Below are 24,070 nucleotides of genomic sequence, written 5' to 3' on the forward strand. Positions count from 1 at the left end.
CGGCCCACTCGCCCGACCTCCTCGGCGAGCATTCACGCCGGCCGCGCTCGGTGCCCCACCAGCCGCAACCAGGCTGGAAACGCCTCTTCCACAACCGTTGACGGCACGGATCAACGCGCGTAGATTACGGACCTCACGCCGGCCGGAAGGAACGCCCCAATGATCGACTTGGTGCGGGAGACACCAAAAGCCCTGGTCATCGGCTCGGTCCACCACGACCGCGCGCTGGACGTCCCCCGGCTGCCCAAGCGGGGTGAGACGGTGATCTCCGGCCCCGCCCGCGACGGGCTCGGCGGTAAGGGCGCCAACCAGGCGGTGGCCGTCGCCCGGATGGGCGTTTCCTGCGAACTGCTCGGTGTCGTCGGCGACGACGACAGCGCGGCGACCGTCCGGGACGACCTGCGCGCCCACGGCGTCTCGGTCGCGCGGGTCGGTGTCGTCCGGGGTCGGCACACCGGCCGGGCCACCGTCGTGGTCGAGGCGACGGGCGAGAATCTGATCATCGTCGAGCCCGGGCCGGTGGACCGGATCGACCGGGCCATGGTCGACATGTGCCTCCGCGACCACGCGACGCCGCCGGCGGTCGTGGTGGTCCAGGGCGAGGTGCCGTCCCGGGTCATCGGTTGGGCGGCGGCTTCGGCCGACGAGGCGGGCACGAGATTCGTGTTGAACCTGGCCCCGGTCATCCCGGTCGACCCCGAGACGCTGCGCCACGCCGATCCGCTCGTGGTCAACGAACACGAGGCCGGCCACCTGCTCGAACTGCTCGACGGCGTGCCGGCCAGCGTCGGGGACGTCGACGACGCGCTCGGCATGGTCCGCCGCCTCGTCGCCGCCGGAGCACGGTCGGCGGTCGTCACCCTCGGGGCTGCGGGCGCGGTCCTCGCGGACGGGCCGACGGCACGCCACCTGGCGGCGTTCCCCGCCGTGGTCACCGACACCACGGGGGCCGGTGACTGCTTCACCGGAACCCTGGCCGCCGCGCTCGCGACGGGGCAGTCCCTGGTGGAGGCCACCCGCTGGGGCCTCGCGGCGGCCTCCCTGGCCGTGGGCCGGCCCGGTGCCGCCTCGGCCTACCCGACCCGGGAGCAGGCCGCCGACGTACTGCGCCGCGAGGCGGCACCGCGATGACCGGACCACGCCGGGTGACCCGGCAGGACGTCGCCCGCGAGGCGGGCACCTCGGTGGCGGTCGTCAGCTACGTCGTCAACGACGGGCCGCGCGCGGTCGCGCCGGCCACCCGCCAGCGCGTCCTCGACGCGATCGAGCGCACCGGCTACCGACCCAACGCCATCGCGCAGGCCCTGGCCGGCGGCCGCTCCGGCGTGCTCGGCCTGGTCGTGCCCGACGTGTCCAACCCGTTCTTCTCCGCCCTGGCCAGGGCGATCGAGGACGAGGTCTTCCGGGAGGGGCAGGTCCTGCTGGTGGGCAACTCCGCCGAGAGTGCCGTACGGGAGGCCCGGCTGATCGCCAGCTTCGTCGAACGGCAGGTCGACGGCCTGCTGTACGTCGGGGTGGGGCACCACTCACCGGTCGAGGCGGCGATCCGGGCCGGGATACCTGTCGTCGCCCTCGACCGGAGGGACAGGTTCTCCGACATCGCCTCGGTCGTCGTCGACAACTTCGACGGCGCCGCCATGGCCACCGAACACCTCATCGCGCACGGCCACCGCCGTATCGCCGTCATCGCCGGACCGTCGCACCTGTTCACCTCGGTCGAGCGGATCGGCGGGTGGCGCAAGGCCCTCAAGGCGCACGGCCTGCCCAACGACGAGAGCCTCTTCTTCGAGGCGCCGTTCTCGCGGGCCGGCGGCTACCAGGCGGCGGTCGCCCTGTTCGAGCGCGGGACGGCCGACGCGGTGCTCGTCACCGACGAGATGCAGGCCCTCGGCGTCCTGGCCGCCGCGGCCGACCTCGGCGTGGCGGTGCCGAGCGGCCTGGCCGTCGTGACGTTCGACGGAACCGAACAGTCCCTGTTCAGCGTGCCGCCGCTGACCACCGTCGGCCAGCCGCTGGCCGAGATCGCGCGGCACGCGGTCGCCCTGACGCGACCCACGAGCACGGCGGAGCGGAGGCACATCGTGTGCGACACCCAGCTCCTCCGGCGCCGCTCCTGCGGCTGCACCACGCACCACAGAGAGAACCACCAGGTGTCGACTCAGATGGCAGTCGTTGGCGACACCCGGGGCCCCCTATCGAAAGAGGACCATACCATGACAAACAAGGTCGGCCGGATCGCCGGCGCCACGCTGGCGGTCGCCGCCCTGGCGCTGAGCGCCTGCGGCTCCTCCGCCAGTGACGATCCCAACGCGGACGCCACCATCACGTTCGTCACGCCGCACAAGGGCGTCTTCGACGAGGCGGTGGCGGCCTTCCACGAGGAGCACCCGAACATCGACGTCGAGGTGCAGATCATCCCGTTCGCCGAGATCGCGGCGCAGACCCAGGCGCGGCTGGGCTCGAAGGACAGCTCCATCGACGTCATCGCGGTGGACCCGCCGCGCCTGCCCAGCCTCGCCGCCCAGGGCTTCCTCCGGGACGTCTCCGCCGACGCCCCGGCCATGAAGGACAGCTTGACCGCGGGCGGCATCTCCTCGGTCACCTGGGACGGCAAGCAGTACGGCTACCCGCTGTGGACCAGCGACAACTTCCTCTTCTACAACAAGAGCCTGCTCGCCAAGGCCGGGATCGACGAGCCCGGGGCGGACAACGCCAGCCGCTGGACGTGGGACCAGACGTTGGCCGCCGCCACGAAGGCCAAGGCCGCCGGCGCCCAGTACGGCTTCGCCTTCGAGCAGGTCGACGCCTACTACGCCCTCCAGCCCGTGATCATGTCGATGGGCGGCGGCGCCGGGCTGGAGGGCGACGGCAACGTCACCCCGGCCGTCGACACCGCGCAGTGGCGCGCCTTCGGCGACTGGTACGGCAAGCTCTACTCCTCCGGCCTGTCCCCCCGTGGCCTGGCGTCGGCGCAGATGCCGGACCTGTTCAAGAACGGGTCCGTCGCCTTCTACGTCGCCGGCCCGGCCCGCATCACCGACCTGCAGAAGAGCGCCCTCGCCGACAAGTGGGGCATGGCCCCGCTGCCGTACGCGGCCGGCGGGAAGGTCGTCACGCCGACCGACTCGTGGGCCGTCGGGGTCAGCAACTTCAGCGAGCACCCGACCGCCGCGCAGGAGTTCGCCCGCTACCTGTCGCTGTCCACGGACGGCGCGACGTCCGCGTCGACGAAGTTCAACCTGCCGCCGGTGAACCAGAAGGCGTACCCGAAGTACATCCACTACATCGACGGCATCGCACCCAAGCAGACCACCCAGTACGGCACCCTGCTCACCACCGACACCGACGAGCACGCGGTCCGGCGGCCGTCCTCCGTGGGGTACGTCGACTTCGAGACGATCGTGAACAAGGCGTTCGCCGACATCCGCAACGGCGGCGACCCGGCGCAGATCCTCGCCGCCGCGCAGGACGCCCTCTCCCGGCAGCTGTCCCAGTACAAGTAGCGCGCCCGCCCCGGGCGGCGGGTCACGCCGCCCGGGGCTCGGGAGTCCCTAGTCGGAAAGACACGAACGTGACACAAGCACCCCCGCGCCCCCGAGCTGGTCGCAGCCGCAACCGCGCGCGCCTGCGGACGCTCGGCACCGCCGGACTGTTCCTCCTGCCGGCCCTCACCGGTCTGGTCTTCCTACGACTCGTCCCGTCCACCGAGGCGGTCACCTCCGCGGTGACGAACCGGCTCGGCGAGTATTCGCTGGCCAACTTCACCTACCTGTTCGGCGACTCCGCGTTCCTCGGCTCGCTGAAGGTCACCCTGCTGTTCTCGCTGGTCGTCAACCCGTTCCAGATCGCCGTCGCGCTGTTCCTGGCCGTCCTGCTCACCCGGCACATCCCGCTGGTTGGCCTCTGGCGCACGCTGATCCTGCTGCCCATCGCCGTCCCGCAGACCGTGTCGGCCATCGTCTGGGGCGTGCTGTTCCGCCCGGACGGTCCGCTCAACGGGCTCCTCGACGCGCTCGGCATCCCGGCCGTGCCATGGCTGGTCAGCCCGGACACCGCGCTGATGTCGATCGTCATCCTGTGCAGCTGGGTCGGCGTCGGCTACTGGATGACCTTCCTGGTCGCCGGCATCCACGAGATCCCCCGCAGCCTCTACGAGGCGTCGGACCTCGACGGCGCCGGCGGGTGGAAGCAGTTCGTCCACATCACCCTGCCCGGCATCCGCCGGCCCCTGCTGTTCGTCCTCGTCGCCGACACCGTCGCCAACTTCCTGGTCTTCGCCCCGGTGCGGATCCTCACCCAGGGCGGGCCGGAGGGATCGACCAACCTCATCATGAACTTCATCTTCGAACGCGCCTACACGCTGGCCGACACCGGCAGTTCGGCCGCGGCGACGGTCGTCCTCGTCAGCATCGTCATCGTGGTGGTCGCCGCGCAGTTCCGGCTGCTGCCCGGGAAGGACTAGCCATGGCCGACACCGTCGCAAGGCGCAACGAGCGGCGCACCGGACGCCGCACGCTGTGGATCGTCGTACCGGTCGCCGCCCTGGCCGTCGCGCCCCTGCTCTGGGCCGTCGTCTCCTCGCTGCGCCCCGGCGACGAGATCTTCCGCTACCTCTCCCCCGTCTCCGTCCGGACGGTGGTCCCCTCCACGGTCTCGCTGGACAACTACCGCGCGGTGCTGGAGAGCAGCTTCGCTCTGGCGCTGCTGAACTCGGTGCTGGTCACCACGGTCAGCGTGGCTCTCGGACTGGCCGTGTCGTCGCTGGCCGCGTTCGCGCTGGCGATGATCCCGTTCCCCGGGCGCGCGGTGCTGTTCGGCGTCATGGTGGTGAGCTTCCTGGTGCCGTTCGAGGCGATCGCCATCCCGCTCGCGTCGACGTTCCGCGAGGCCGACCTGCAGAACACGCTCGTCGGGCTCATCCTGCCGGCGGTCGGCAACGGCCTGGCCATCTTCCTGCTGCGGCAGTTCTTCCTCGGCATCCCGGCCTCACTCAGCGAGGCCGCCCGGATGGACGGGCTGTCGTGGTTCGGCATCTACCTGCGGATCTATCTGCCGCTGTCGCGGGCGTCGATGGTCGGCGCCGGGCTGATCCTGTTCGTGTTCCAGTGGCAGTCGTTCCTGTGGCCGCTGCTCATCGCCCCGGCGCCGGCCGTCCGGGTCGCGCCCGTGGCCATCGCCGACTTCGCCCAGGAGTCCGGCGTCGACTACGGCCAGATGTTCGCCGCCGCCACCCTCACCGCCGTGGTCCCGCTGCTCGTGCTCCTCTTCGCGCAGCGGCAGTTCGCCTCGTCCCTCGCCGCCACCGGGGAGCGGGAGTGAGCGCCGGCCGCCCGTCGTCGCGGCGACGGATCATCGTCGACTGCGATCCGGGCAACGGCATCCCCGGCGCGGACGTCGACGACGGGCTCGCCCTGGCGCTCGCCGTCGCCTCCGACGCCATCGGACTCGACATGATCACCGTCGTGTCCGGCAACACCCATCGCGACCAGGGCTACGCCGTCGCCCGCACCTTCGTCGACCTGGTCGGGCTCGACATCCCGGTGTACGCCGGCGCGGGCACCGCGCTGCTGGAGCCGAGCGGCCCCTGGCGCAGCAGGCAGGACCAGGTCACGCGCAGCGACGCGGTCCGCGCCGCGTGGTCCGCCGTGCCGCCGCCGGACCCCCACGACCCCGGCACGGCGTTCGGCGCGGCAGCGGAGATCGTCCGGCACGTCCGCGCGCACCCGGGTGAGATCACCATCGTGGCGATCGGTCCGTTGACGAACGTGGCGCAGGCCCTGCAGCTCGACCCCGGGTTGCCGCAGGTCGTCCGGGAGATCGTCGTCATGGGGGGCGCCTTCGACGTTCCCGGGTTCCTGCAGGAGCTGAACTTCGGCATCGACCCGGACGCGGCCCGGACCGTGCTGACCTCGGGATGCCCGATCACGCTGCTCCCGTTGGACGCGACGTCGCAGACGCTGCTGCGCCATCAGGACCTCGACCTCGTGGATCCGGAGCGCTCCGCGCTCGCCCGGTACGTGGTCCAGACGACCCGTCCCTGGATCGACCTCGCGGCGGCCTGGCGCAACATCGACGGCTGCCTGCTGCACGACCCCCTCGCGGTGGCGCTGCTCGTCGACCCGGGGATCGTCACCGTCGAGGAGATGATGGTCGACGTCGAGACCCAGGGAACGCTCACCCGGGGCCGCCCGGTCGCCTGGACGCGCGAGAACCTGCGGCTGCACGTCGGGCTCGACATCTCCCGGGCCAAACCCGTGCGGATCGTGAAGACGGTCGACAACGATCGGCTCCTGCGGACCATGCTCACGGCGTACCACGGCTGGTCGGAGCAGGTCGGGTCCCGGGCGTAGCGGTCACCGGCCCGGGCTCGACGGCGCTTGCGGTGCAAGGCCGTCGACCCCGGGCCGGCGCGCGTCGCGGGACGCCTCAGGCCGGCGCGGGCCGCAGCCCGCGGGCGACGGGAGCAGACGGCACGGCTGCCCGCTGCAGGGCCCGGCGCAGCTGCCCCGCGCCCCGGGGATCGTCCACGAAGAGCCCGCCCACCACCTCGCCCCGGTCGTCGAGGTAGAGGCAGTGCCGGCGGCCGTCCGTCGGGTGCCAGTTCTCCGACACGACCCGGCCCGGCCGGGCCGTGACCTCGCCGACGGTCTGGAGCTTGCGGCCGTACTGGTCGGACCACGCGTACGGCACGAAGACCCCGGGGTCGAAGGACGCCCCCTCGACCAGGACCCGGGCGACGGTCCTGGCCTGCTCGACGGCGTGCGACCAGTGCTCCGAGCGGCGGCGGCCCCGGCCGGCGGGGCCCGGCCAGGCCGCGACGTCGCCGAGGGCGAGGACCGCCGCGTCGGCCGTCTGCCCGTGCGGCGACACCGGGACCCCGTCGGGCCCGGCGAGGCCGCTGCCGGCCAGCCACTCGACGTTCGGGACCCCGCCGATCCCGACGACGACGACGTCGGCGTCCAGGACCGTCCCGTCGGCGAGGAGGACCGAGGCGGCGTCGTCACCGGCCGGCCCGACCGAGCGGACCTCCGCGCCGAGCACCAGCTCCACGCCGGCGTCGCGGTGCAGACAGGTCAGGTACGTGGAGACGTCCGGACCGAACTGGGGCAGGAGGGCGGGCTCGCGGGACACCAGGGTCACGGCGGTGCCCCTGGCCACGGCGGCGCAGGCGACCTCGCAGCCGATGAAGCCGGCGCCGATCATCACCAGGCGACGTCCCGGGCCGAGCCGCGCCGCGATCAGCCGGGCGTCGTCGAGGGTGCGCAGGGTGTGCACGTGGGGGCCGCCGTTCGGGGCGGGCAACGTGCGTGGCCGAGAACCGGTCGCGACGACGAGGAACTCGTACGGCACCGGGGTGCCGTCGGCGAGCGTGACGAGCTTGCGCTCGCGGTCCAGGCCCGTGGCCGCCGTGCCGAGCCGAACGTCCACCCGCAGCTCGGCGAGCTGCCCCTCGGTCACGAGGTGCGTACGGCTCGCGGGCCACTGCCCCAGCAGCACCTGCTTCGACAGCGGTGGGCGGTCGTACGGCAGGTGCGGCTCCGCGCCGATCAGCGTGACGGGGCCGGCGTAGCCGTGGGCCCGAAGGTGTTGCGCGGTCCGCAGCCCGGCCAGGGACGCGCCGACGATGACGGTTCCGCCCGTCACCGGTCGGTCCGCTCGAGTCGGATCGCGACCGCCGGGCAGGACTCGGCCGCCTCGCGCAGGTCGCCCTCGTCCGCATCGGGGAAGGTCTCCCGCAGCGCCACCGCCTTGCCGTTGGCGTCGAGATCGACGAGTTCCGGCGCGACCATCACGCAGTTGGCGAAGCCCTGACAGAGCTCCAGGTCGACGTGCACGCGGATCATGACAGCTCCTTGCGGTCGGTGGGTGCGGCGGCGATCCGGTCCCGGAGTTCGGCCTTCTTCGCCTCGGCGAGCGAGTCGACCCGCAGGAGGGCGCGGGCACCGTCGACGTCCCTGCGGTCGATGAGGATGCGGTTGGCATCGGCGATCGAGTAGCCGTGCGGCTCGCGGGCGACGAGCCGCATGGTGTCGCCGACGCGGACGGTGCCCTCTTGGAGCACCCGGTAGAGGATTCCCGTCCGGTGGCTGCGGGCGACCTCGATGGTGAACCTGGGCCGGCGGTGGCGGGCCGCCACCTTGTGGCAGGGGGACCGCGGCTGGGCCGCCTGGACGACGGCGTCGCCGACGGCGAAGACGTCACCCACGTGCACCTCGAACTCGGTCAGGCCCGTGGTGGTGAAGTTCTCCCCGAGGGCCGCGTACTCCGGGAAATCGAGCCCGAGCGTGCTGCGCCAGAACTCGTAGTGCTCGGTGGAGTAGCTCAGGACCACCCGGTCCGGGCCGCCGTGCGTCTCGTAGACCTGCTCGTCGCCAGGCAGCCCGGCACGGGACACCCGGACCTCGTCGACCGGGGTCTTGAGGTATCCCGTGCGGATCTCCTGGTCGCCGCTGCGCAGCAGGGACGCGCCGCCCACGCAGAGCCACACGATCCGTCCCGAGAGATCGCCCACCGGGGGGTCAGGACTGTCCGCCACCACGAGCCTCCTTCCATCTCATGGAAGGCATGTTTCCACAGCATCTCGCCCGCACGCCAGTAGTGATGAATCCCCTTCGCCCCGATCCCGCCCCACCTGTCGGCTGATCGGGGCTGTGTCGTCCGACACCGGCACCGACGACATGCCGGGCCGGTCCGGCCCGCGGCGGCGCGCAGAGCGGGACGGAACCGGGACGGCGGCGCACGAGCCTGCGCCACCGGCCACGACAGCCGGGACGCGGCGAGAGCGGCCGGACTATTCCCCCGGGGCCCAGCCGAGGTGCGCCGACATCCGGGCGGCGGCGTCGGTCACGCTCTGGATCGTGGCGGCCCGGCTGCCCTCGGCGGCGAACCGGCCGGACGAACCAGCGAGCGTCACGCTGGCGGTCGCCCGGCCGGTCGAGGTGAAGATCGGGGCGGCCACCGCCCAGACGCCCTCGTCCAGTTCGTCGGCGGCAATGTCGTAGCCGCGTTCCCGGATGACCGGCAGGCGCTCCAGGACGGCGTCGACGGTGTGTGGGCTCGACGGCGTGAACTCGCCGAGCGCGCTCGCGCCGAGCAGCTCCGCGGCGACCGTCGGCGGCAGGTACGCGAGGAGCACCCGGGCCGCCGCGGCGGCGTTCAGCGGCATGACCTGCCCCAGGCGCACGAAGAGCCGGAGCGGATAGGTGCCCTCCACCAACGAGACGCAGACGGCCTCGCTGCCGTGCAACTCGGTCAGGAAGACGGTTTCACCGGTAGCCTGGGACAGCTCGCGCACGACGTTCGTGAGCGACTGCATGCCACCGGCTTCGCTGACGTTCTTCTCGGTGAGATCGCGCACGGCCGGGCCGAGGAAGTAGCGCAGATCGATCGGCGACCGGCTGACGAACCGCTGCTCGCGCAGCACGGCAAGGATGCGGTGCATGCTCCCCAGGGGAATGTCGAGCGCCAGGTGAAGCTCCTGGAGGGTCAATCCGTCAGGCCGGTTGGAGAGCGCCTGGAGGACCTGGAGCGCGCGCACGACGGGTTGCATCCCTCCACCCTATGAAGCACTCCGCGGCGAGCCGTGCGGGGGTGGCGGGGTCCGCCGGCAGGCCGGGAGGCCCGCTTCGGTGGGCGCAGGCGAACCGCCCGACATTTACCTGACTAGAGTCAGGCACATGGACACGGAGCTTGTCGCGACGGTACGGCGGTTCAACCGGACGGTCACCCAACGGGTGGGCGCGCTGGACGACGCGTACATGGCGCGCGGGCGGCCCCTCGCCCAGGCGCGCCTGCTGTGGGAGATCGGCCCGGACGGCGCCGAGGTCGCGGCGCTGCGGAGCCGCCTCGGCCTCGACTCCGGGCACCTCAGCCGGCTCCTGCGTGCCCTGGAGGGCGACGGGCTCGTCACCGTCGCGCCGGCCGGCGGCGACGGCCGCGTCCGGCAGGCCACGCTCACCGACGCCGGCCGCTCCGAGTGGTCCGAGCTCGACAGGCGCTCCGACGCGTTCGCCTGGTCGATCCTCGCGCCGCTCAGCGGGCCACGCCGCAACCGGCTCGCCGCGGCGATGGCCGAGGTCGAGCGGCTGCTCGTCGCGTCGATGGTGACCATCGAGCCGTGCCCGCCCGGCGACCCGCGGGCGCGGGTGTGCGTACGGGCCTACGCCCGCGACGTCGGCCGGCGCTTCGAGGACGGTTTCGACCCGGCGCTGAGCAACCCGCTCGGCGACGACGAGCTGACCCCGCCCGCCGGGGTCTTCCTGCTGGCCACCCTCGACGCCGAGCCCGTCGGCTGCGCCGCGGTGAAGCTGCACCCCGGCGCGCCGGCCGAGATCAAGCGCGTGTGGGTCGCCGAGGCGGTGCGGGGCCTCGGCGTCGGCCGGCGGCTGCTCGACGAGCTGGAGCGGTACGCCGCCGCGCGCGGCTGGACCGCCGTCCGGCTGGACACCAACCGCAACCTCACCGAGGCCCTCGCCCTGTACCGCTCCGCCGGCTACCGGGAGATCGAGCCGTTCAACACCGAGCGCTACGCCCACCACTGGTTCGAGAAGCGCCTCGTCCCCTGACCTGTCCGGCCGACCGGTGGGGATCGGCGTACGGTGGGCGCGGGAACCGGCGGGTGATCCGCCGGAGAACGGGAGCGCGAAGACCGAGGGGAAGGACGCCTGCGCGGCGGCGGTCGAGTCGCGGGACGCCCGCGTGGAGCCGTGGAGCCAGAGCATCCGTCGTGGAGCCAACATGGCGTAGCCTGGCTCCATGCCGGACGAGCCCGGGCCGCGCCGGCGCGCGCGTGGCGAGATCGAGGAGCTGCCCAGCGGATCGCTGCGGGTCCGGGTGTATGCCGGGCTCGACCCCGAGTCGAGGCGACGCCGCTATCTCACCCGAACGATACCGGCCGGGCCGGGTGCGGCCGAGACGGCCGAGACGGTGCGGGCCGAACTGCTCGACACGGCGAGCCGGCAGCCCCGGCCGACCACCCGCGCGCAGGCCGGCCCGGCGGCGGGCGGTTCGACGGCGGCCCGCCCGCCGGCCGCCCCGCCCGCCCAGCAGCGCACGGGCGGCGCGGCGGGCGCCGAACGGCGCGGGCGCAGGCGCGGCGAACACACGCTCACCACCATCGCGCGCCTCGCGGACGTGTCGGTGCCGACGGTCTCGAAGGTGCTCAACGGGCGGTCGGGGGTCGCCGCCCAGACCCGGTCCCGGGTGGAGGCCCTGCTGCGGGAGCACGGCTACCGCCGGCCGGAGCTGGGCACCCCGAGCGCCATCGTGGAGGTGGTCTTCTACGGGATGCAGAGCAACCTGGCGGTGGCGATCATGCACGGCGTGGAGCAGGTCGCCGGGGAGCACCGGCTGGCCGTCGGCTTCACCGACGCCCGGCGGCAGCTGTCGCAGGGCCGCTTCTGGTCCCGCGACCTGCTGGCGCGGCGACCGACCGGGGTGGTCGCGGTGCACCTCGGCTTCACCTCCGAGCAGCACGCCCTGCTGCGGGCGAGCGCGATCCCGCTGGTGGTGCTGGATCCGACGGACGAGCTGCCGTTGCACACCGTTCCCTCGGTGACGGCGACGAACTGGAGCGGTGGCTTCGAGGCCGCCCGGCACCTGCTCGACCTGGGCCATCGCCGGATCGCCGTGATCACCGGCCCGACCGAGCGGCTCTGCGCCAGGGCCAGGCTGGACGGCGCCCGGGCGGCGATGGAGGCCGCCGGGGCCCCGCTGGAGCCGAGGCTGCTGCGCACCGGGGCCTGGTTCTCCTTCGAGGACGGCCTCAGGCTCGGCCAGGATCTGCTGCGCCTCAACCCGACCCCGACGGCGGTGCTGTGCGGCAACGACCTGCAGGCCCTGGGGGTCTACGAGGCCGCCCGGCTGACCGGCCGGAGCATTCCCCGGGATCTCAGCGTCGTGGGCTTCGACGACATCCCGCACACCAGGCTGTGTGGCCCGACGATGACGTCGGTGCAGCAGCCGCTGACGGAGATGGGGGCCACCGCGGCCCGGATGGTGTTGGCCCTGGCCACGAACCAGCGCCTCGCCCAGACCCGGGTCGAGCTGGCGACCACGCTCGTCGTACGGGACAGCACCGCCGCTCCCGCAGCCGGGTGACCGACGCCCCCGGCGGTCCTCCCGGAAACCTCTCCTTGTCGTCACCGACTCGTTTCGGTAGCATCCGACCTGATCGATACCACCCGTCCCACGCGCACGCGCCGCCGGCCACGGCGGCACGGTGAAGAAGGAAGGCGCCGCCGCAGGCCACCCTCGCCGCCGTCGATTCTGCGCCCGCCCGTGATCCGTAATGACGAACATCACGGTCGGCGGTCGCAGTCCGGCCGCTTCCTCCAGCCCAACCGACACCACCGCCGCGTAGACTCTCGCTGATTCGGCGTTGTCCACGGCGGCATGTCTGCGTGCCCCGAGGCCGATGCCTGGTCAGGCATCGGTCCGGCCATCCGGCACCAACGGGCCGCGAGGGCGCACGGAGAGGTGGGTGGGATGACCGCACGCGGTCCTGCGATGAGGGACGTGGCCCGCCTCGCCGGGGTGTCGCACCAGACCGTGTCACGCGTCCTCAACGGCCACCCCAACGTCCGGGAACAGACCCGGCTGCGGGTGCAGGCCGCCATCAGCCAGCTCGGCTACCGCCCGAACCGCGCGGCCCGCGCGTTGGTCACCGGGCGGTCACAGGTCCTGGGCGTGGTGGCGCTCAACACCACGCTCTACGGCCCGGCGTCCCTGCTGTCGGCCTTCGAGCTCGCCGCGGCCGAGGCGGGCTTCGCCGTCAGCGTGGGCAGCGTCCGCAACCTGGACCGCGACTCCATCACCGCCGTCGTCGAGCGACACCTGGCGCACCGGGTCGCCGGGATCGTGGTGATCGCGCCCGTGGAGTCCGCCGGCGAGGCGTTGGACTGCCTGCCCACCGACATTCCGCTGGTCACGGTCGACGGCGACCCCCGCCGCCCGGAGCCGCTGGTCACCATCGACCAGGTGGAGGGGGGCCGGCTGGCCACCCAGCACCTGCTCGACGCGGGCCACCGGACGGTCTGGCACGTCTCGGGCCCGGGCGACTGGTTCGACAGCGCCGGCCGGATCGCGGGGTGGCGGGAGACGTTGCGGGCGGCGGGGGCGGAGGCGCCCCCCGTGTTGCAGGCGGACTGGTCGGCGGCGTCGGGATACCGCTGCGGGCAGATGCTGGCGCGGACGCCGGGGGTGACCGCGATCTTCACCGCCAACGACGATCTCGCCCTGGGCGTCCTGCACGCGCTGCACGAGCACGGCCGGCGGGTGCCGGAGGAGGTCAGCGTGGTCGGCTTCGACGACGTGCCGGACGCGGCATACTTCATCCCGCCGCTGACCACCGTCCGCCCCGACTTCGACACGGTGGCGAAGGCCAGCCTCGCCCTGCTGCTGACACAGATCGAGACCGGCGCCGACCGCACGCTGCGGCACACCGTGTCCCCGACGCTGATCACGCGCAGCAGCGTCGCCCCGCCGCCCGAGTGACCCGACGCAGGCCGCGCCGCGCCGAGGGCCCCGGCCCCCGGTTGATAGCGATAACATTCCTGCCCTCCGACTGTCGACGCTCCGACGGGGCGACCCCAGCCCGTCGACGCGGCGGGCCAACGCCGTCGAGATGGCGTTTCACCGGTGCAAACGCGACCACCTTCCGCTCGTGAGAACCTCGATAGAATCATCGTCTTGAATCCGTACGGGATTCGAACGTAACATGCCGGTCATGAGATGTGAACGCTAACGCGACTCGTCTCGGCCGAGCCCGGCGGCGTGCCGGCCTCCGCAACCCGTCCCCGGGCCGCAGCCCCGTCACCGGCCCGTCCTCTTTGGAGGTCCGATGTCCCTGTCCATCAATCGACGACGGCTGTTGCAGGCCGCCGGCGCGACCGCGGTCGTCTCGGCGACCGGCACGACCCTCGCCGGAGCGCAGCCGGCCGCCGCGGCGCTGGTCGTCCCGCCGGCCCGACCGGACACCGGCGTCTCGGCGTACCCGTTCGAGCTGGGCCAGGTGCGGCTCACCTCCGGCCGCTGGCTGGACAACCAGAACCGCACGCTGAGCTACCTGCGCTTCGTCGACGTCGACCGGCTGCTCTACAACTTCCGCGCCAACCACCGGCTGTCCACCAACGGCGCCGCGTCCAACGGCGGCTGGGACGCCCCGTCGTTCCCGTTCCGCACCCACATGCAGGGGCACTTCCTCACCGCCTGGGCCCAGGCGTACGCGGTCCTCGGCGACACCACCTGCCGCGACAAGGCGAACTACATGGTCGCCGAGCTGGCCAAGTGCCAGGCGAACAACGGCGCGGCCGGGTTCACCGCGGGCTACCTGTCCGGGTTCCCCGAGTCGGACTTCGCGGCGCTGGAGGCGCGCACGCTGTCCAACGGCAACGTGCCCTACTACTGCATCCACAAGACCCTCATCGGGCTGCTGGACGTCTGGCGCTACATCGGCAACACCCAGGCCCGCACGGTGCTGCTGGCGCTGGCCGGCTGGGTCGACACCCGCACGTCCCGGCTGAGCTCCAGCCAGATGCAGGCGATGCTGGGCACCGAGTTCGGCGGCATGAACGAGGCGCTGGCCGACCTCTACCAGTACACCGGCGACGGCCGCTGGCTCACCGTCGCCCAGCGCTTCGACCACGCCGCCGTGTTCAACCCGCTCGCCAGCAACTCCGACCAGCTCAACGGGCTGCACGCCAACACCCAGGTGCCCAAGTGGATCGGCGCGGCGCGCGAGTTCAAGGCGACCGGCACCACGCGGTACCGCGACATCGCCAGCAACGCGTGGAACATGACCGTGAACGCGCACACGTACGTCATCGGCGGCAACAGCCAGGCCGAGCACTTCCGCCCGCCCAACGCGATCTCCGGCTATCTCACCAACGACACCTGCGAGCACTGCAACACGGTCAACATGTTGAAGCTGACCCGGGAGCTGTGGCTGATCGACCCGAACCGGGCGGCATACTTCGACTTCTACGAGCGGGCCCTGGCCAACCACGTGATCGGCGCCCAGAACCCGGCCGACGGCCACGGCCACGTCACGTACTTCACCCCGCTCAAGCCGGGCGGCCGGCGGGGCGTGGGCCCCGCCTGGGGCGGCGGCACCTGGAGCACCGACTACAACTCGTTCTGGTGCTGCCAGGGCACCGGCCTGGAGGTCAACACCAGGCTGGTGGACTCGATCTACTTCTACAACGGCACCACGCTCACCGTGAACCTGTTCGCGCCGTCGACGCTGAACTGGTCCCAGCGCGGCATCACGGTCACCCAGACCACCACCTACCCGGTCGGCGACACCACCACCCTGACCCTGTCCGGCACCATGAGCGGCTCGTGGAGCATCCGGGTGCGCATCCCGGCGTGGGCCACCGGCGCGACGATCGCCGTCAACGGCGCGACGCAGAGCGTGGACACCACCCCCGGCGGCTACGCCACGGTCACCCGCGCCTGGGCCGCGGGCGACACCGTGACCGTGCGGCTGCCGATGCGGGTCGTGCTCTCGCCCGCCAACGACAACGCCGCCGTCGCCGCCGTCACCTACGGCCCGATGGTGCTGGCCGGCAACTACGGCAACACGACCCTGAACGCCCTGCCGTCGCTCAACGCCACGTCGGTCACCCGGACCAGCACCAGCACGCTCGCGTTCACCGCGACCGCGAACGGCGCGACGGTGAACCTCGCGCCGTTCCAGGACGCGCACGGCTACAACTACACCGTCTACTGGAGCGTCAGCGGCGGCACCGGCACCACCACCCACAAGCTGGTCAACGTCGGCAGCGGCCTGGTGCTCGGCATCCAGAACATGTCCACCGCCGACGGCGGGCTCGCCCTCCAGTGGGGCGACACCGGCACCGCCGACCACAACTGGGTGATCGTGACCGAGGGCGGCAACGTCAAGTTCCGCAACGTCAACAGCGGCAAGGTCCTCGGCGTCGAGAACATGTCCACCGCCGACAACGCCCGCGTCCTGCAGTGGGCCGACAACGGCACCGCCGACCACCTCTGGACCCTGCTGAGCCAGGGCGACGGCACCTACAAGATCCGCAACGTCAACAGCGGCAAGCTGCTCGGCATCCTCAACAACTCCACCGCCCAGGGCGCGCAGGCCGTACAGGATTCCGACAACGGCAGCGCCGACAACCGCTGGCGGCTCGTCGCCAACGGCTAGGTCCCATCCCGCGGAGCACGAGCGGGTCGCGCCGGTGTCGCTGTCGCCGGCGCGGCCCGTTTCCCCGCGCGGTGCGGGTTGGTCGGACCTCGCTGGCCCGACGATGCGCCCCGGCGCTCACGGCCCGCTTCCTGTCGGCTCGCGTCGCTAGGATGGCCGCCGTGCAGTTCGGGGTGCTCGGGCCGCTCGCCGTCAGCACCGACGCCGGCGAGCCGGTCCGCGTTCCCGGCGCGAAGGTCCGGGCGCTGCTGGCCGTCCTGCTGACCAACCGCAACCGGGTGGTGTCGGCGGACCGCCTGATCGACGACGTCTGGGGCGCCGCCGCGCCGGCCAACCCGGGCGGCGCGCTGCAGGTGCGGGTGTCCCAGTTGCGCCGGGCGCTCGACGACGCCGAGCCGGGCGCCCGCGACCTGGTCGAGTCCCGCCCGCCCGGCTACCTCCTGCGCACCCGGGCGGTCGACGCCGACCGGTTCGCCGAGCTGGCCGGGTCGACCGACGTCGAACGGCTGACGGCCGCGCTCGCGCTGTGGCGCGGCGACGCGTACGCCGACGTGGCCGACGCGGGGTTCGTGCACGCCGAGGCGACCCGGCTGGCCGAGCAGCGCCTCGCCGTGCACGAGCGGCTCGCCGCCGCCCGCCTGGCCCGGGGCGAGCACGACCTCGTCGCCGCCGACCTCGCGGAGCTGGTGACCCGGCACCCGCTGCGCGAGGGCCTGCGGGCGTTGCAGCTGCGCGCGTTGTACGCGGCGGGCCGCCAGTCCGAGGCCCTGGACAGCTACGCCGACCTGCGCGACCGCCTCGCCACCGAACTGGGGCTCGACCCGGGGCCGGAGCTGGTCGCCCTGCACCGCCGGATCCTCGCCCAGGATGCCGGGCTGAGCGCGCCGCCGCGCGCCGCGATCGTGCGCGACGGCCTGCCGGCGCGGCTCGACGAGCTGGTCGGGCGGGCCGAGGCCCTGGCGGAGCTGCGCGCCCTGCTGCCGGGGCGACGCCTGGTCACGCTCGTCGGGCCGGGTGGCGTCGGCAAGACCCGGCTGGCCGTCGAGGTGGCCCGCGAGCGGGCCGTGCCCGACGGCGTCTGCCTGGTCGAGCTGGCCCGGCTGCCGCCCGGTGACCCACGCGTCGCCGACCGGGTGCTCGACGCGCTGGGCCTGCGGGAGCCGGCCGGCGCCGCCGTCCCGGCCGCCGACCGGCTCTGCGCCGCCCTGCGGCACCGGCGGGCGCTGCTCGTGCTCGACAACTGTGAGCACGTGGTCGACTCGGTCGCCGCGCTGGTCGCCCGGCTGCTGCGGGACGCGCCCGCGGTCACCGTGCTGGCCACCAGCCGGGCACCGCTCGGCCTGACCGGCGAGCTGCTGTGGGAGGTGCCGCCGCTGGCCCTGCCCGAGGACGGCGGCGACGTCGACGCGGTGCGGCGCTCGGCCGCGGCCCGGCTGTTCGCCGTCCGGGCCGCCGCACAGCAGCGCGGATTCCGCCTCGACGAGCGGACCGCGCCCGCCGTGGCCCAGCTCTGCCGTCGGCTGGACGGCCTGCCGTTGGCCCTCGAACTGGCCGCGACCCGGGTGCGCGCGCTCGGCCTGTGGGGCATCGTGGACCGCCTCGACGACCGGTTCCGGCTGCTCACCACGCAGCAGCGCGACGTGCCGGCGCGGCAGCGCACGCTGACGGCGGTGATTGGCTGGAGCTGGGACCTGCTGGCCGAGGCCGACCGGCGCGTGCTGGCCCGGCTCGTCGTGTTCCGCGACGGCTGCCCGGCGGAGGCCGCCGAACGGGTGTGCGGGGCCGACGTCGACGTGCTGACCCGGCTGGTGGACCGTTCGTTGGTGGTGCTGGACGAGACGCCCGACGGCCCGCGCTACCGGCTGCTCGAGTCGGTCGCCGCGTTCTGCGCCGAGCGGCTGGCAGACGCCGACGACGTCCGGGCGCGACACGCGGCGTACCACACGGAGCTGGCCGAACGCGCGGACCCGCAGCTGCGCGGCGCCGACCAGCGGAGGTGGCTGTCCCGGCTGGACGCGGAGGCGGGGAACCTGGGCGCGGCGCTGACGCACGGCGGCGGGCTGCGCCTGGCCACGGCCCTGAGCTGGTACTGGTTCCTGCGGGGCAGGCTCACCGAGGCGCGGCGGGCGCTGGCGGCGCGCGGCGGGCCGGCGGAGGAGGCCCGCGCCGCCCCGTGGCGGGTCGGCTTCGCGCTGTTGCAGGGCGAGCCGATCGTGCCGGGCGAGATCCGCGCCGCGCTGGCCGGCGAGGTCGACGGCCGGGCGGCGTGGTTCGTCGCGCACGCGCTGATCGACCGCAGCGAGCTGGCGCTGGCCGCGGAGCTGCTGCCCGCCGCCTGCGGCGACCCCTGGGTCGAGGCGGCGGTGCTCTGCTCCCGGGCCAAGCTGGCGCACGCCACCGGCGAGCTCGCCGCGCTGGAGCACGCCGGCAGCCGCAGCGCCGCGCTGTTCGCCGCGCTCGGCGACCGGTGGGGCCGGTTGCAGGCCACCGACTGGGTGGGCGGCCTGGCCGAGATGCGCGGCGAGCACGAGCGCGCCGCCGCCCTGCACCGGGAGGGGCTGCGCTGGGCCGAGGAGCTGTCCCTGCGGCCGGAGGTGGGCAGCAAGCTCTCCTGGCTGGCCTGGCTGGCGGCGCAGACCGGCGACCACGGGCGCGCCCGCGAGCTGGCCGGGCGGGCGTACGCGCTGGCGGTGGAGCAGGACGCCCCGGGCGCGCTGGTCTTCGCGGAGACCAGCCTCGGCGTCGCCGCCCGCCGGGCGGGCGAACTCGACGTGGCCACCGGCCACCTGACGCGCGTCGCCGAGCGGGGTCGCCGCGAGGCGCGGCCCGCGCTCTACCTGCCGATGGTCCTCGTCGAGCTGGGCTACGCCGCCGAGCAGGGCGGCGACCCGGCCGCCGGGCTGGCCCTGCACCTGGAGGCGTTCGACGCCGCGCGGGCGATGGGTTCGCCACGGGATGCCGCCGCCGCCCTGGCGGGGATGGCGTCGGCGGTGGGCCCGCCCGAGGTCGCCTGCCGGCTGCTGGGGGCCGCCGCCGCTGCCCGGCTGGCCGCGCAGGCCCCGGCCGCGCCGGCGGAGCGCGCCGAGACCGACCGGGTGACCGGCCGCCTGGTCGCCGCGCTCGGGCGGGACCGCTTCGACGCGCTGTTCGCCGAGGGCGGGCGTCTGGGCCCGGGCGAGGCCCGGGTCGAGGCCGGGCTGGCCGTCACCCGACCGGCAGCGGCCGGTACGAGGCGATGATCACGCCGCTCTTCATGACCAAGGTGTCGACCAGCTCGAACGACGCCTTGAAGTCCGCCAGGGGCGTCGTCAGGCTGGCGCCGCCCTCGATGACGGGGTGGATCCAGAGCCGCACCTCGTCCACCAGGCCCGCCCGGAGCAGCTGCGCGGTGACCGAGCCGAAGCCGTACTGGATGATGTCCCCGCCCTCCTGGGCCTTGAGCTTGCGGACCTCCGCCACCAGGTCGCCGCCGAGCACGCGGGTGTTGTTCCAGGTGGGGTCGGTCAGCGTGGTCGAGGCGACATACTTGCGGACGTTGTTGAAGTAGGCCGCGCCCGTGGTCGGGTCGTTCTCGTCCTGGGCCGGCCAGGCGACGGACATGCCGTCGTACGTGACGCGGCCCATCAGCACTGCGTCGGCGGCGTCGGTCTGCGCCCCGGCGAAGGCGCTGGCCTCGTCGTCGAAGTACGGCATGGTCCACATGGGATTCTCGATCACGCCGTCGAGGGTGACGTAGGTCGAGTTGATCAGCTTGCGCATCGGGGCTCCCGTGTCGGTGACGCTCGTGGTGACACCGACACCCTGCCGGATCGCGCTTACGGTTCGCTTCAGGTCCCCTGCGCGCGTCCGGGGCGCACCGGCGGGGTTCCCGCCGCCCGTCGCGGGCGGCGGGAACCAGCGGACTACCGGTAGAGGGTCACGGCGACCTCGGTGGCGTACTGGATCGGGTTGCCGATGGGAAGGGTGAACGTGTCGCCGTACCACGGCGGGGGCGGCGGCGGGGGCCAACGCCACCACCAGTGCAGCCACCACCACAGGCCGTTGCCGCACCAGGCCGAGTAGACGAAGTCGTCGACGGCCACGAGCGCCAGCGGGCTGCCCGGCCGGGCCACCCCGGGCGGCGTGGTCGCCGACTCCACCCAGCTGCCGGTCTGGTCGGTCACCACCCGGACCGCGCCGTCCGCGCCGGCGAAGAACACGTTCGACGGGCCGTTGACGAACCGCGCCGCCGCGAGGCGCGCGCCGGCCGGCACCACGCCGGCCCCCGAGATGGCCACCGGAGTCCACGGAACAGGGAACGGGCCACTCGTGAACCCGACCTGCCAGAGCTTCCCGTCCAGTCCGGCATAGTACGCCTGCACTCCGGCGGTGGAGGCCGCGGCGACCCCGCCGCCCGGCGTCGCCACGCCGGCCGGTCCGGCCGGGACCGTCGCCCAGGCGCCGGCCGAGTTGCGCCACACGGAGTTCAGCCCGCCGTCGGCGCCGACGAAGACGGCCCCGGGCAGCCCGGACTGCCAGGCCGCGGCGACGGTCGCGCCGGGCGGCACGACGCCGGTCGCCGAGACCCGTCTCGGGCCGATACCGGGCCGCACGGCACCCGTGTAGGAGGTGCTGTAGACCGCCCCGTCGTGGCCGACGAAGAAGACGTGCACCGCCGACCCGACGGTGACCGCGCTCAGTCGGGCGCCGGGCGGGGCGAGGTTGTTCGCGCCGTCGTGGTACACGGTCACGGCGGAGGTGGCCGAGCTGGTGACGGCGACGACGAGTCCGCCCTGCGTGCCGACGGTGAACACGGCCACGTTTCCGTCGGACTGCCGGACGGCGCTGACGGCCGCACCGGGGGGCGCGACCACCGCGCTGGTGTAGGGCGCGACGCCGGCGGTCGTCGCCCGGTAGAGGCGGCCGTCCTGACCGACGGCGAAGCCGACGAGCTGGGAGGCCGCGGCCTGCTGCGCGGCGTGCGCGGGTGGTGGCGCGGTCGGGGTGAGGGCCAGTGCCAGGGCGATCCCGGCCGCCAGCGCGACGCGGAACCCCCGTAGGCGCAAGGGTCTAGACATGTCCTCTCCATCCACTGGGAACCGAGACCACAGAATGTCCGCGCCGAACCCGTGGACGCCACTTCGGAACAGAACTCGGAGCCATCAGTGAATTGCCGCGAATCGCATTGACTAACACCACTGCCGAAGGTGGCCCGAAGGCAACCAACAGCGGATATCCCCAGTTCAGGTGGCGTTCGGGCGCGACCGGGCGCCCGCGCGGGCGGGTTCTCCCGGAAGCGCCCGGACGCCGTGTCGTCGATTCCCGGCCGCGACGTGCAAACGGTTTGCCGATGATGGTTCCGCCTTTCCGGGAAATCGCCGGACAGCCGCCGGACGGTCATGCTGGAGTGCGGCGCGAACCGGGCGACGCGGGGTCAGCGGGCGCTGCCGGGGCCGAGCTTCGCCCGGACCTGCTCGGCGTCGGGATGACCGAGCTGGTCGAGGATGTCCAGCGCCTGGCACCAGGCGGCGCGGGCCGCCGCCGGGGCGTCCGCGGCGTGCCGGGTGTCGCCGAGGTGCGTCAGCGTGGCGGCCTCAAAGTAGCGTTCGCCGGCCTCCCGCCAGAGCGTGAGCGCGCGTTCGTAGCAGTCGACGGCCTGCGCCGGCTCGCCGAGGTGGTGGTGGACGCAGCCGAGGCTGTCCCAGGTGTGGGCCTCCCAGTACCGGTTGCCGACGCGCTGTTGCAGGGTGAGGGCCTCCCGGCAGCAGTCGAGCGCCCGCCGGTGGTCGCCGAGCTGGATGTGGTACCAGCCGATGTTGTTGAGCGCGTTGGCCTGACCGGAGCCGTGGCCGGCGGCCCCGAACAGGTCGAAGGCCCGCTGGGCGTGCGCCAGCGCCTGCCGGTGACGCCCCTGGCGCTCGGCCAGGATGCCGAGGTTGAGGTGGGTACGGGCGCACCCGACGTGGTCGCCGAGCGCGTCGTGCAGGCCGAGGGCCTGGTCCAGGTGCGCGCGGGCATCGTCGTACTCGCCCAGCCGCAGGCACGCCACGGCCCGGTTGCGATGGGCCAGGGCCTGGCCAATGCGGTCGCCGTCCCCGACGGCCGCGCGCAGCGCCAGCCGCTGCGCGGTGGCCTGGTCCTGCCAGGCGCCCAGCCGGTCGAGGTAGGTGTTGATGCTCCACGCAAGTTGCCAGGCGTGGGTGCCGAAGCCGCTGCGCGCGGCCAGGGCGATCGTGGCGAGCAGGGTGCGGTGCTCGGCGGTGAGCCACGTCCACGCCGCCGCCTTGTCGGGCAGTTCGGGCGTCACCGCGCCGGGGCGCGCCACCGGCAGGTCGATGGGGTCGCGGTGCCGGTGCAGCAGCAGGTCCGCGGCGTGCGCGGTGCGCAGGAAGTGGTCGAGCATCCGGCCCAGCGCGGCGCGGCGGCCGGCCTCGTCGTCGGTGGCGTGGGTCAGCTCGACCGCGTAGGCGCGCAGCAGGTCGTGCAGGGCGTACCGGCCCGGGGCGTGCTCGGTGAGGAGGTTGGCCCGGGTGAGGGCCGCCAGCGGCCGGCGCACCTCGGCTTCGGTGGCCGCTACGAGGCTGGCCGCGGCGGCGGCGGAGAGGTCCGGGCCGGGGTGCAGCCCGAGCAGCCGGAACAGCGTGGCCGCCGCCGGGTCCAGGCAGCGGTAGGACCAGGACAGGACCGCCCGGACGTCGATGTCGGCCTCTCCCGCGCAGAACCCGTCGAGGCCGCCCCGCGTGTCGTCCAGCTCGTCGGCGAGCCGGGCCAGGGGAAACTCGGGCTGGATGGCGGCCCGCGCGGCCACGACGGACAGCGCGAGCGGCAGCCCCGACGACGCGGCCACGATCCGCCGCACGGCGGCCGGCTCGCGGGCCACCCGTTGCGCGCCGAGTCGCCGGGACAACAGGTGACGGGCCTCCGCCGGGGACAGCAGCCCCAGGGCGAGGGGGTGGGCGCCTTCCGCGGCCACCAGGCCCGGTAGCTGGTGCCGGCTCGTCACCACCACGAGGCAGCCCGGTGAGCCGGGAAGCAGCGGCCTGACCTGCTCGGCGTCGCGGGCGTTGTCCAACAGCAGGAGCATCCGGCGGCCCGCCAGCAGGCTGCGGAAGAGGGCCGCCTGCGCGTCGAGCCCGGCCGGGATCCGGGCGGGCGGCACCGCCAGCGCCTCCAGGAAGCCGCCCAGCGCCTCGGCCGGGCTCATCGGCGCGTCCGGGTCGAATCCGCGCAGGTTGACGTAGAGCTGCCCGTCCGGGTATCGGTCGGCCACCTGGTGCGCCCAGTGCAGGGCGAGGGCGGTCTTGCCGACCCCGGCCGTCCCGCCGATCGCCGAGATCAGCACCGTCCCCGGCGCGGCCGGGTCCGTCGACAGGGCGGTCAGGGCGGCGAGCTGGGCCGTCCGCCCCACGAAGTGCCGCGCGGCCGTCGGCAACTGCCGGGGCACCACCCACTCCCCCGCCGGGCGGTGTCGCGCGGTGGGCTCCACCGTCCGCGCGGTCGCGGCGGCCCGGCCCAGCTCGGCCCGGGCCGCCGCGCCGAGCCGCTGGCCGGGCCGCGCGGCGTCGGCCGCCCGCAGCAGCCGCCAGTGCGCGGCCTCCCAGCGGGCCAGGTCCGTCGCCTCCGCCGGCAGCCGGACGCCGGCCCGCTCGGCGTGCGCGACGCAGGCGCCCACGTACGCGACGACGAAGTCCCAGTCGGGCAGCGACTTGGCGTTGAGCTTGTCGCTGAGGGTGGACCGGGCCAGCGGCTGTCGGGCCTGCGCGGCGGCGACCAGCATGTTCAGCGACGGCCCACCGGCGAGCTGGCGCAACCGCCGCAGCTCGCCGACGAACCGGAGAAGCTCCTCCCTGCCGTCCTCCCCCACGTCGCACCACCTGAAATCCCGACGAGCTCGGCTGGCTGGAAGGGTAGCGATCG

At 73.9% G+C, this 24,070-nt stretch carries 17 protein-coding genes; 10 read left to right on the forward strand and 7 right to left on the reverse strand.

Going from position 1 to position 24,070, the window contains the following annotated elements; translation table 11 throughout:
• The first annotated feature begins 159 nt into the window (after positions 1 to 159).
• The 5 genes from ACFYWL_RS04805 to ACFYWL_RS04825 all read left to right on the forward strand — a co-directional run bounded on the left by ACFYWL_RS04805 (position 160) and on the right by ACFYWL_RS04825 (position 6,350).
• Complete coding sequence (locus ACFYWL_RS04805) at positions 160 to 1,131, forward strand: ribokinase (protein ID WP_386967400.1); 972 nt, start codon at positions 160 to 162, stop codon at positions 1,129 to 1,131.
• Positions 1,128 to 3,503, forward strand: a complete 2,376-nt coding sequence (locus ACFYWL_RS04810) for an extracellular solute-binding protein (RefSeq protein WP_386967402.1) — start codon at positions 1,128 to 1,130, stop codon at positions 3,501 to 3,503. The genes ACFYWL_RS04805 and ACFYWL_RS04810 overlap by 4 nt, the downstream gene beginning before the upstream one ends.
• A gap of 68 nt (positions 3,504 to 3,571) precedes the next feature.
• Positions 3,572 to 4,462 (forward strand): carbohydrate ABC transporter permease, encoded by an 891-nt coding sequence (locus ACFYWL_RS04815; RefSeq protein WP_386967405.1) that lies wholly within the window; start codon positions 3,572 to 3,574, stop codon positions 4,460 to 4,462.
• A gap of 2 nt (positions 4,463 to 4,464) precedes the next feature.
• Positions 4,465 to 5,319, forward strand: a complete 855-nt coding sequence (locus ACFYWL_RS04820) for a carbohydrate ABC transporter permease (RefSeq protein WP_386967408.1) — start codon at positions 4,465 to 4,467, stop codon at positions 5,317 to 5,319.
• Positions 5,316 to 6,350, forward strand: a complete 1,035-nt coding sequence (locus ACFYWL_RS04825; protein WP_386967411.1) for a nucleoside hydrolase — start codon at positions 5,316 to 5,318, stop codon at positions 6,348 to 6,350. The genes ACFYWL_RS04820 and ACFYWL_RS04825 overlap by 4 nt, the downstream gene beginning before the upstream one ends.
• A 76-nt stretch (positions 6,351 to 6,426) precedes the next feature.
• On the opposite strand, the gene ACFYWL_RS04830 is transcribed toward ACFYWL_RS04825, so the two are convergent.
• The 4 genes from ACFYWL_RS04830 to ACFYWL_RS04845 form a co-directional block, all read right to left on the reverse strand.
• Positions 6,427 to 7,644 (reverse strand): NAD(P)/FAD-dependent oxidoreductase, encoded by a 1,218-nt coding sequence (locus tag ACFYWL_RS04830; RefSeq protein ID WP_386967413.1) that lies wholly within the window; start codon positions 7,642 to 7,644, stop codon positions 6,427 to 6,429.
• Positions 7,641 to 7,844, reverse strand: coding sequence for a ferredoxin (locus ACFYWL_RS04835; protein WP_386967415.1), 204 nt, complete (start codon positions 7,842 to 7,844; stop codon positions 7,641 to 7,643). Before ACFYWL_RS04835 ends, ACFYWL_RS04830 begins: the two co-directional genes overlap by 4 nt.
• Positions 7,841 to 8,536, reverse strand: coding sequence for an MOSC domain-containing protein (locus tag ACFYWL_RS04840; RefSeq protein WP_386967417.1), 696 nt, complete (start codon positions 8,534 to 8,536; stop codon positions 7,841 to 7,843). Before ACFYWL_RS04840 ends, ACFYWL_RS04835 begins: the two co-directional genes overlap by 4 nt.
• A gap of 255 nt (positions 8,537 to 8,791) precedes the next feature.
• On the reverse strand, positions 8,792 to 9,550 hold the full coding sequence (locus tag ACFYWL_RS04845; RefSeq protein ID WP_386967420.1) for an IclR family transcriptional regulator: 759 nt from the start codon (positions 9,548 to 9,550) through the stop codon (positions 8,792 to 8,794).
• Positions 9,551 to 9,677: 127 nt separating this feature from the next.
• Between ACFYWL_RS04845 and ACFYWL_RS04850 the strand changes: the two genes are divergently transcribed.
• The 5 genes from ACFYWL_RS04850 to ACFYWL_RS04870 all read left to right on the forward strand — a co-directional run bounded on the left by ACFYWL_RS04850 (position 9,678) and on the right by ACFYWL_RS04870 (position 19,413).
• A complete protein-coding gene (locus ACFYWL_RS04850; protein ID WP_386967423.1) occupies positions 9,678 to 10,565 on the forward strand; it encodes a GNAT family N-acetyltransferase in 888 nt (295 codons plus the stop codon).
• A 190-nt stretch (positions 10,566 to 10,755) separates the two neighbouring features.
• A complete protein-coding gene (locus ACFYWL_RS04855; RefSeq protein ID WP_386967425.1) occupies positions 10,756 to 12,099 on the forward strand; it encodes a LacI family DNA-binding transcriptional regulator in 1,344 nt (447 codons plus the stop codon).
• A gap of 387 nt (positions 12,100 to 12,486) precedes the next feature.
• Positions 12,487 to 13,494 (forward strand): LacI family DNA-binding transcriptional regulator, encoded by a 1,008-nt coding sequence (locus tag ACFYWL_RS04860; protein WP_386967427.1) that lies wholly within the window; start codon positions 12,487 to 12,489, stop codon positions 13,492 to 13,494.
• A gap of 346 nt (positions 13,495 to 13,840) precedes the next feature.
• A complete protein-coding gene (locus ACFYWL_RS04865; protein WP_386967430.1) occupies positions 13,841 to 16,174 on the forward strand; it encodes a beta-L-arabinofuranosidase domain-containing protein in 2,334 nt (777 codons plus the stop codon).
• Positions 16,175 to 16,335: 161 nt separating this feature from the next.
• A complete protein-coding gene (locus tag ACFYWL_RS04870; protein WP_386967792.1) occupies positions 16,336 to 19,413 on the forward strand; it encodes a BTAD domain-containing putative transcriptional regulator in 3,078 nt (1,025 codons plus the stop codon).
• On the opposite strand, the gene ACFYWL_RS04875 is transcribed toward ACFYWL_RS04870, so the two are convergent.
• From ACFYWL_RS04875 to ACFYWL_RS04885, 3 genes are all read right to left on the reverse strand, one after another.
• Entirely contained in the window at positions 19,379 to 19,933 is a 555-nt protein-coding gene (locus ACFYWL_RS04875; RefSeq protein ID WP_386967432.1) for a dihydrofolate reductase family protein, read from the reverse strand. The genes ACFYWL_RS04870 and ACFYWL_RS04875 overlap by 35 nt on opposite strands.
• A 143-nt stretch (positions 19,934 to 20,076) precedes the next feature.
• Positions 20,077 to 21,231 carry a hypothetical protein gene (locus ACFYWL_RS04880; protein WP_386967435.1) on the reverse strand — a complete coding sequence of 385 codons (1,155 nt, stop codon included), beginning with the start codon at positions 21,229 to 21,231 and terminating at the stop codon, positions 20,077 to 20,079.
• Positions 21,232 to 21,587: 356 nt separating this feature from the next.
• Positions 21,588 to 24,017 (reverse strand): ATP-binding protein, encoded by a 2,430-nt coding sequence (locus ACFYWL_RS04885; RefSeq protein ID WP_386967438.1) that lies wholly within the window; start codon positions 24,015 to 24,017, stop codon positions 21,588 to 21,590.
• Positions 24,018 to 24,070 lie beyond the last annotated feature (53 nt).

Origin of the sequence: Micromonospora sp. NPDC002575 (genome assembly GCF_042889525.1) — a bacterium.
Classification (GTDB): Bacteria; Actinomycetota; Actinomycetes; order Mycobacteriales; family Micromonosporaceae; genus Micromonospora; species Micromonospora carbonacea.

Coding starts and splice junctions, on each gene's coding strand:
- ACFYWL_RS04820 (WP_386967408.1), top strand. CDS start 4,465: ATGGCCGACACCGTCGCAAGGCGCAACGAGCGGCGCACCGGACGCCGC.
- ACFYWL_RS04875 (WP_386967432.1), bottom strand. CDS start 19,933: ATGCGCAAGCTGATCAACTCGACCTACGTCACCCTCGACGGCGTGATC.
- ACFYWL_RS04850 (WP_386967423.1), top strand. CDS start 9,678: ATGGACACGGAGCTTGTCGCGACGGTACGGCGGTTCAACCGGACGGTC.
- ACFYWL_RS04805 (WP_386967400.1), top strand. CDS start 160: ATGATCGACTTGGTGCGGGAGACACCAAAAGCCCTGGTCATCGGCTCG.
- ACFYWL_RS04855 (WP_386967425.1), top strand. CDS start 10,756: ATGCCGGACGAGCCCGGGCCGCGCCGGCGCGCGCGTGGCGAGATCGAG.
- ACFYWL_RS04845 (WP_386967420.1), bottom strand. CDS start 9,550: ATGCAACCCGTCGTGCGCGCGCTCCAGGTCCTCCAGGCGCTCTCCAAC.
- ACFYWL_RS04810 (WP_386967402.1), top strand. CDS start 1,128: ATGACCGGACCACGCCGGGTGACCCGGCAGGACGTCGCCCGCGAGGCG.
- ACFYWL_RS04880 (WP_386967435.1), bottom strand. CDS start 21,231: ATGTCTAGACCCTTGCGCCTACGGGGGTTCCGCGTCGCGCTGGCGGCC.
- ACFYWL_RS04860 (WP_386967427.1), top strand. CDS start 12,487: ATGACCGCACGCGGTCCTGCGATGAGGGACGTGGCCCGCCTCGCCGGG.
- ACFYWL_RS04835 (WP_386967415.1), bottom strand. CDS start 7,844: ATGATCCGCGTGCACGTCGACCTGGAGCTCTGTCAGGGCTTCGCCAAC.
- ACFYWL_RS04865 (WP_386967430.1), top strand. CDS start 13,841: ATGTCCCTGTCCATCAATCGACGACGGCTGTTGCAGGCCGCCGGCGCG.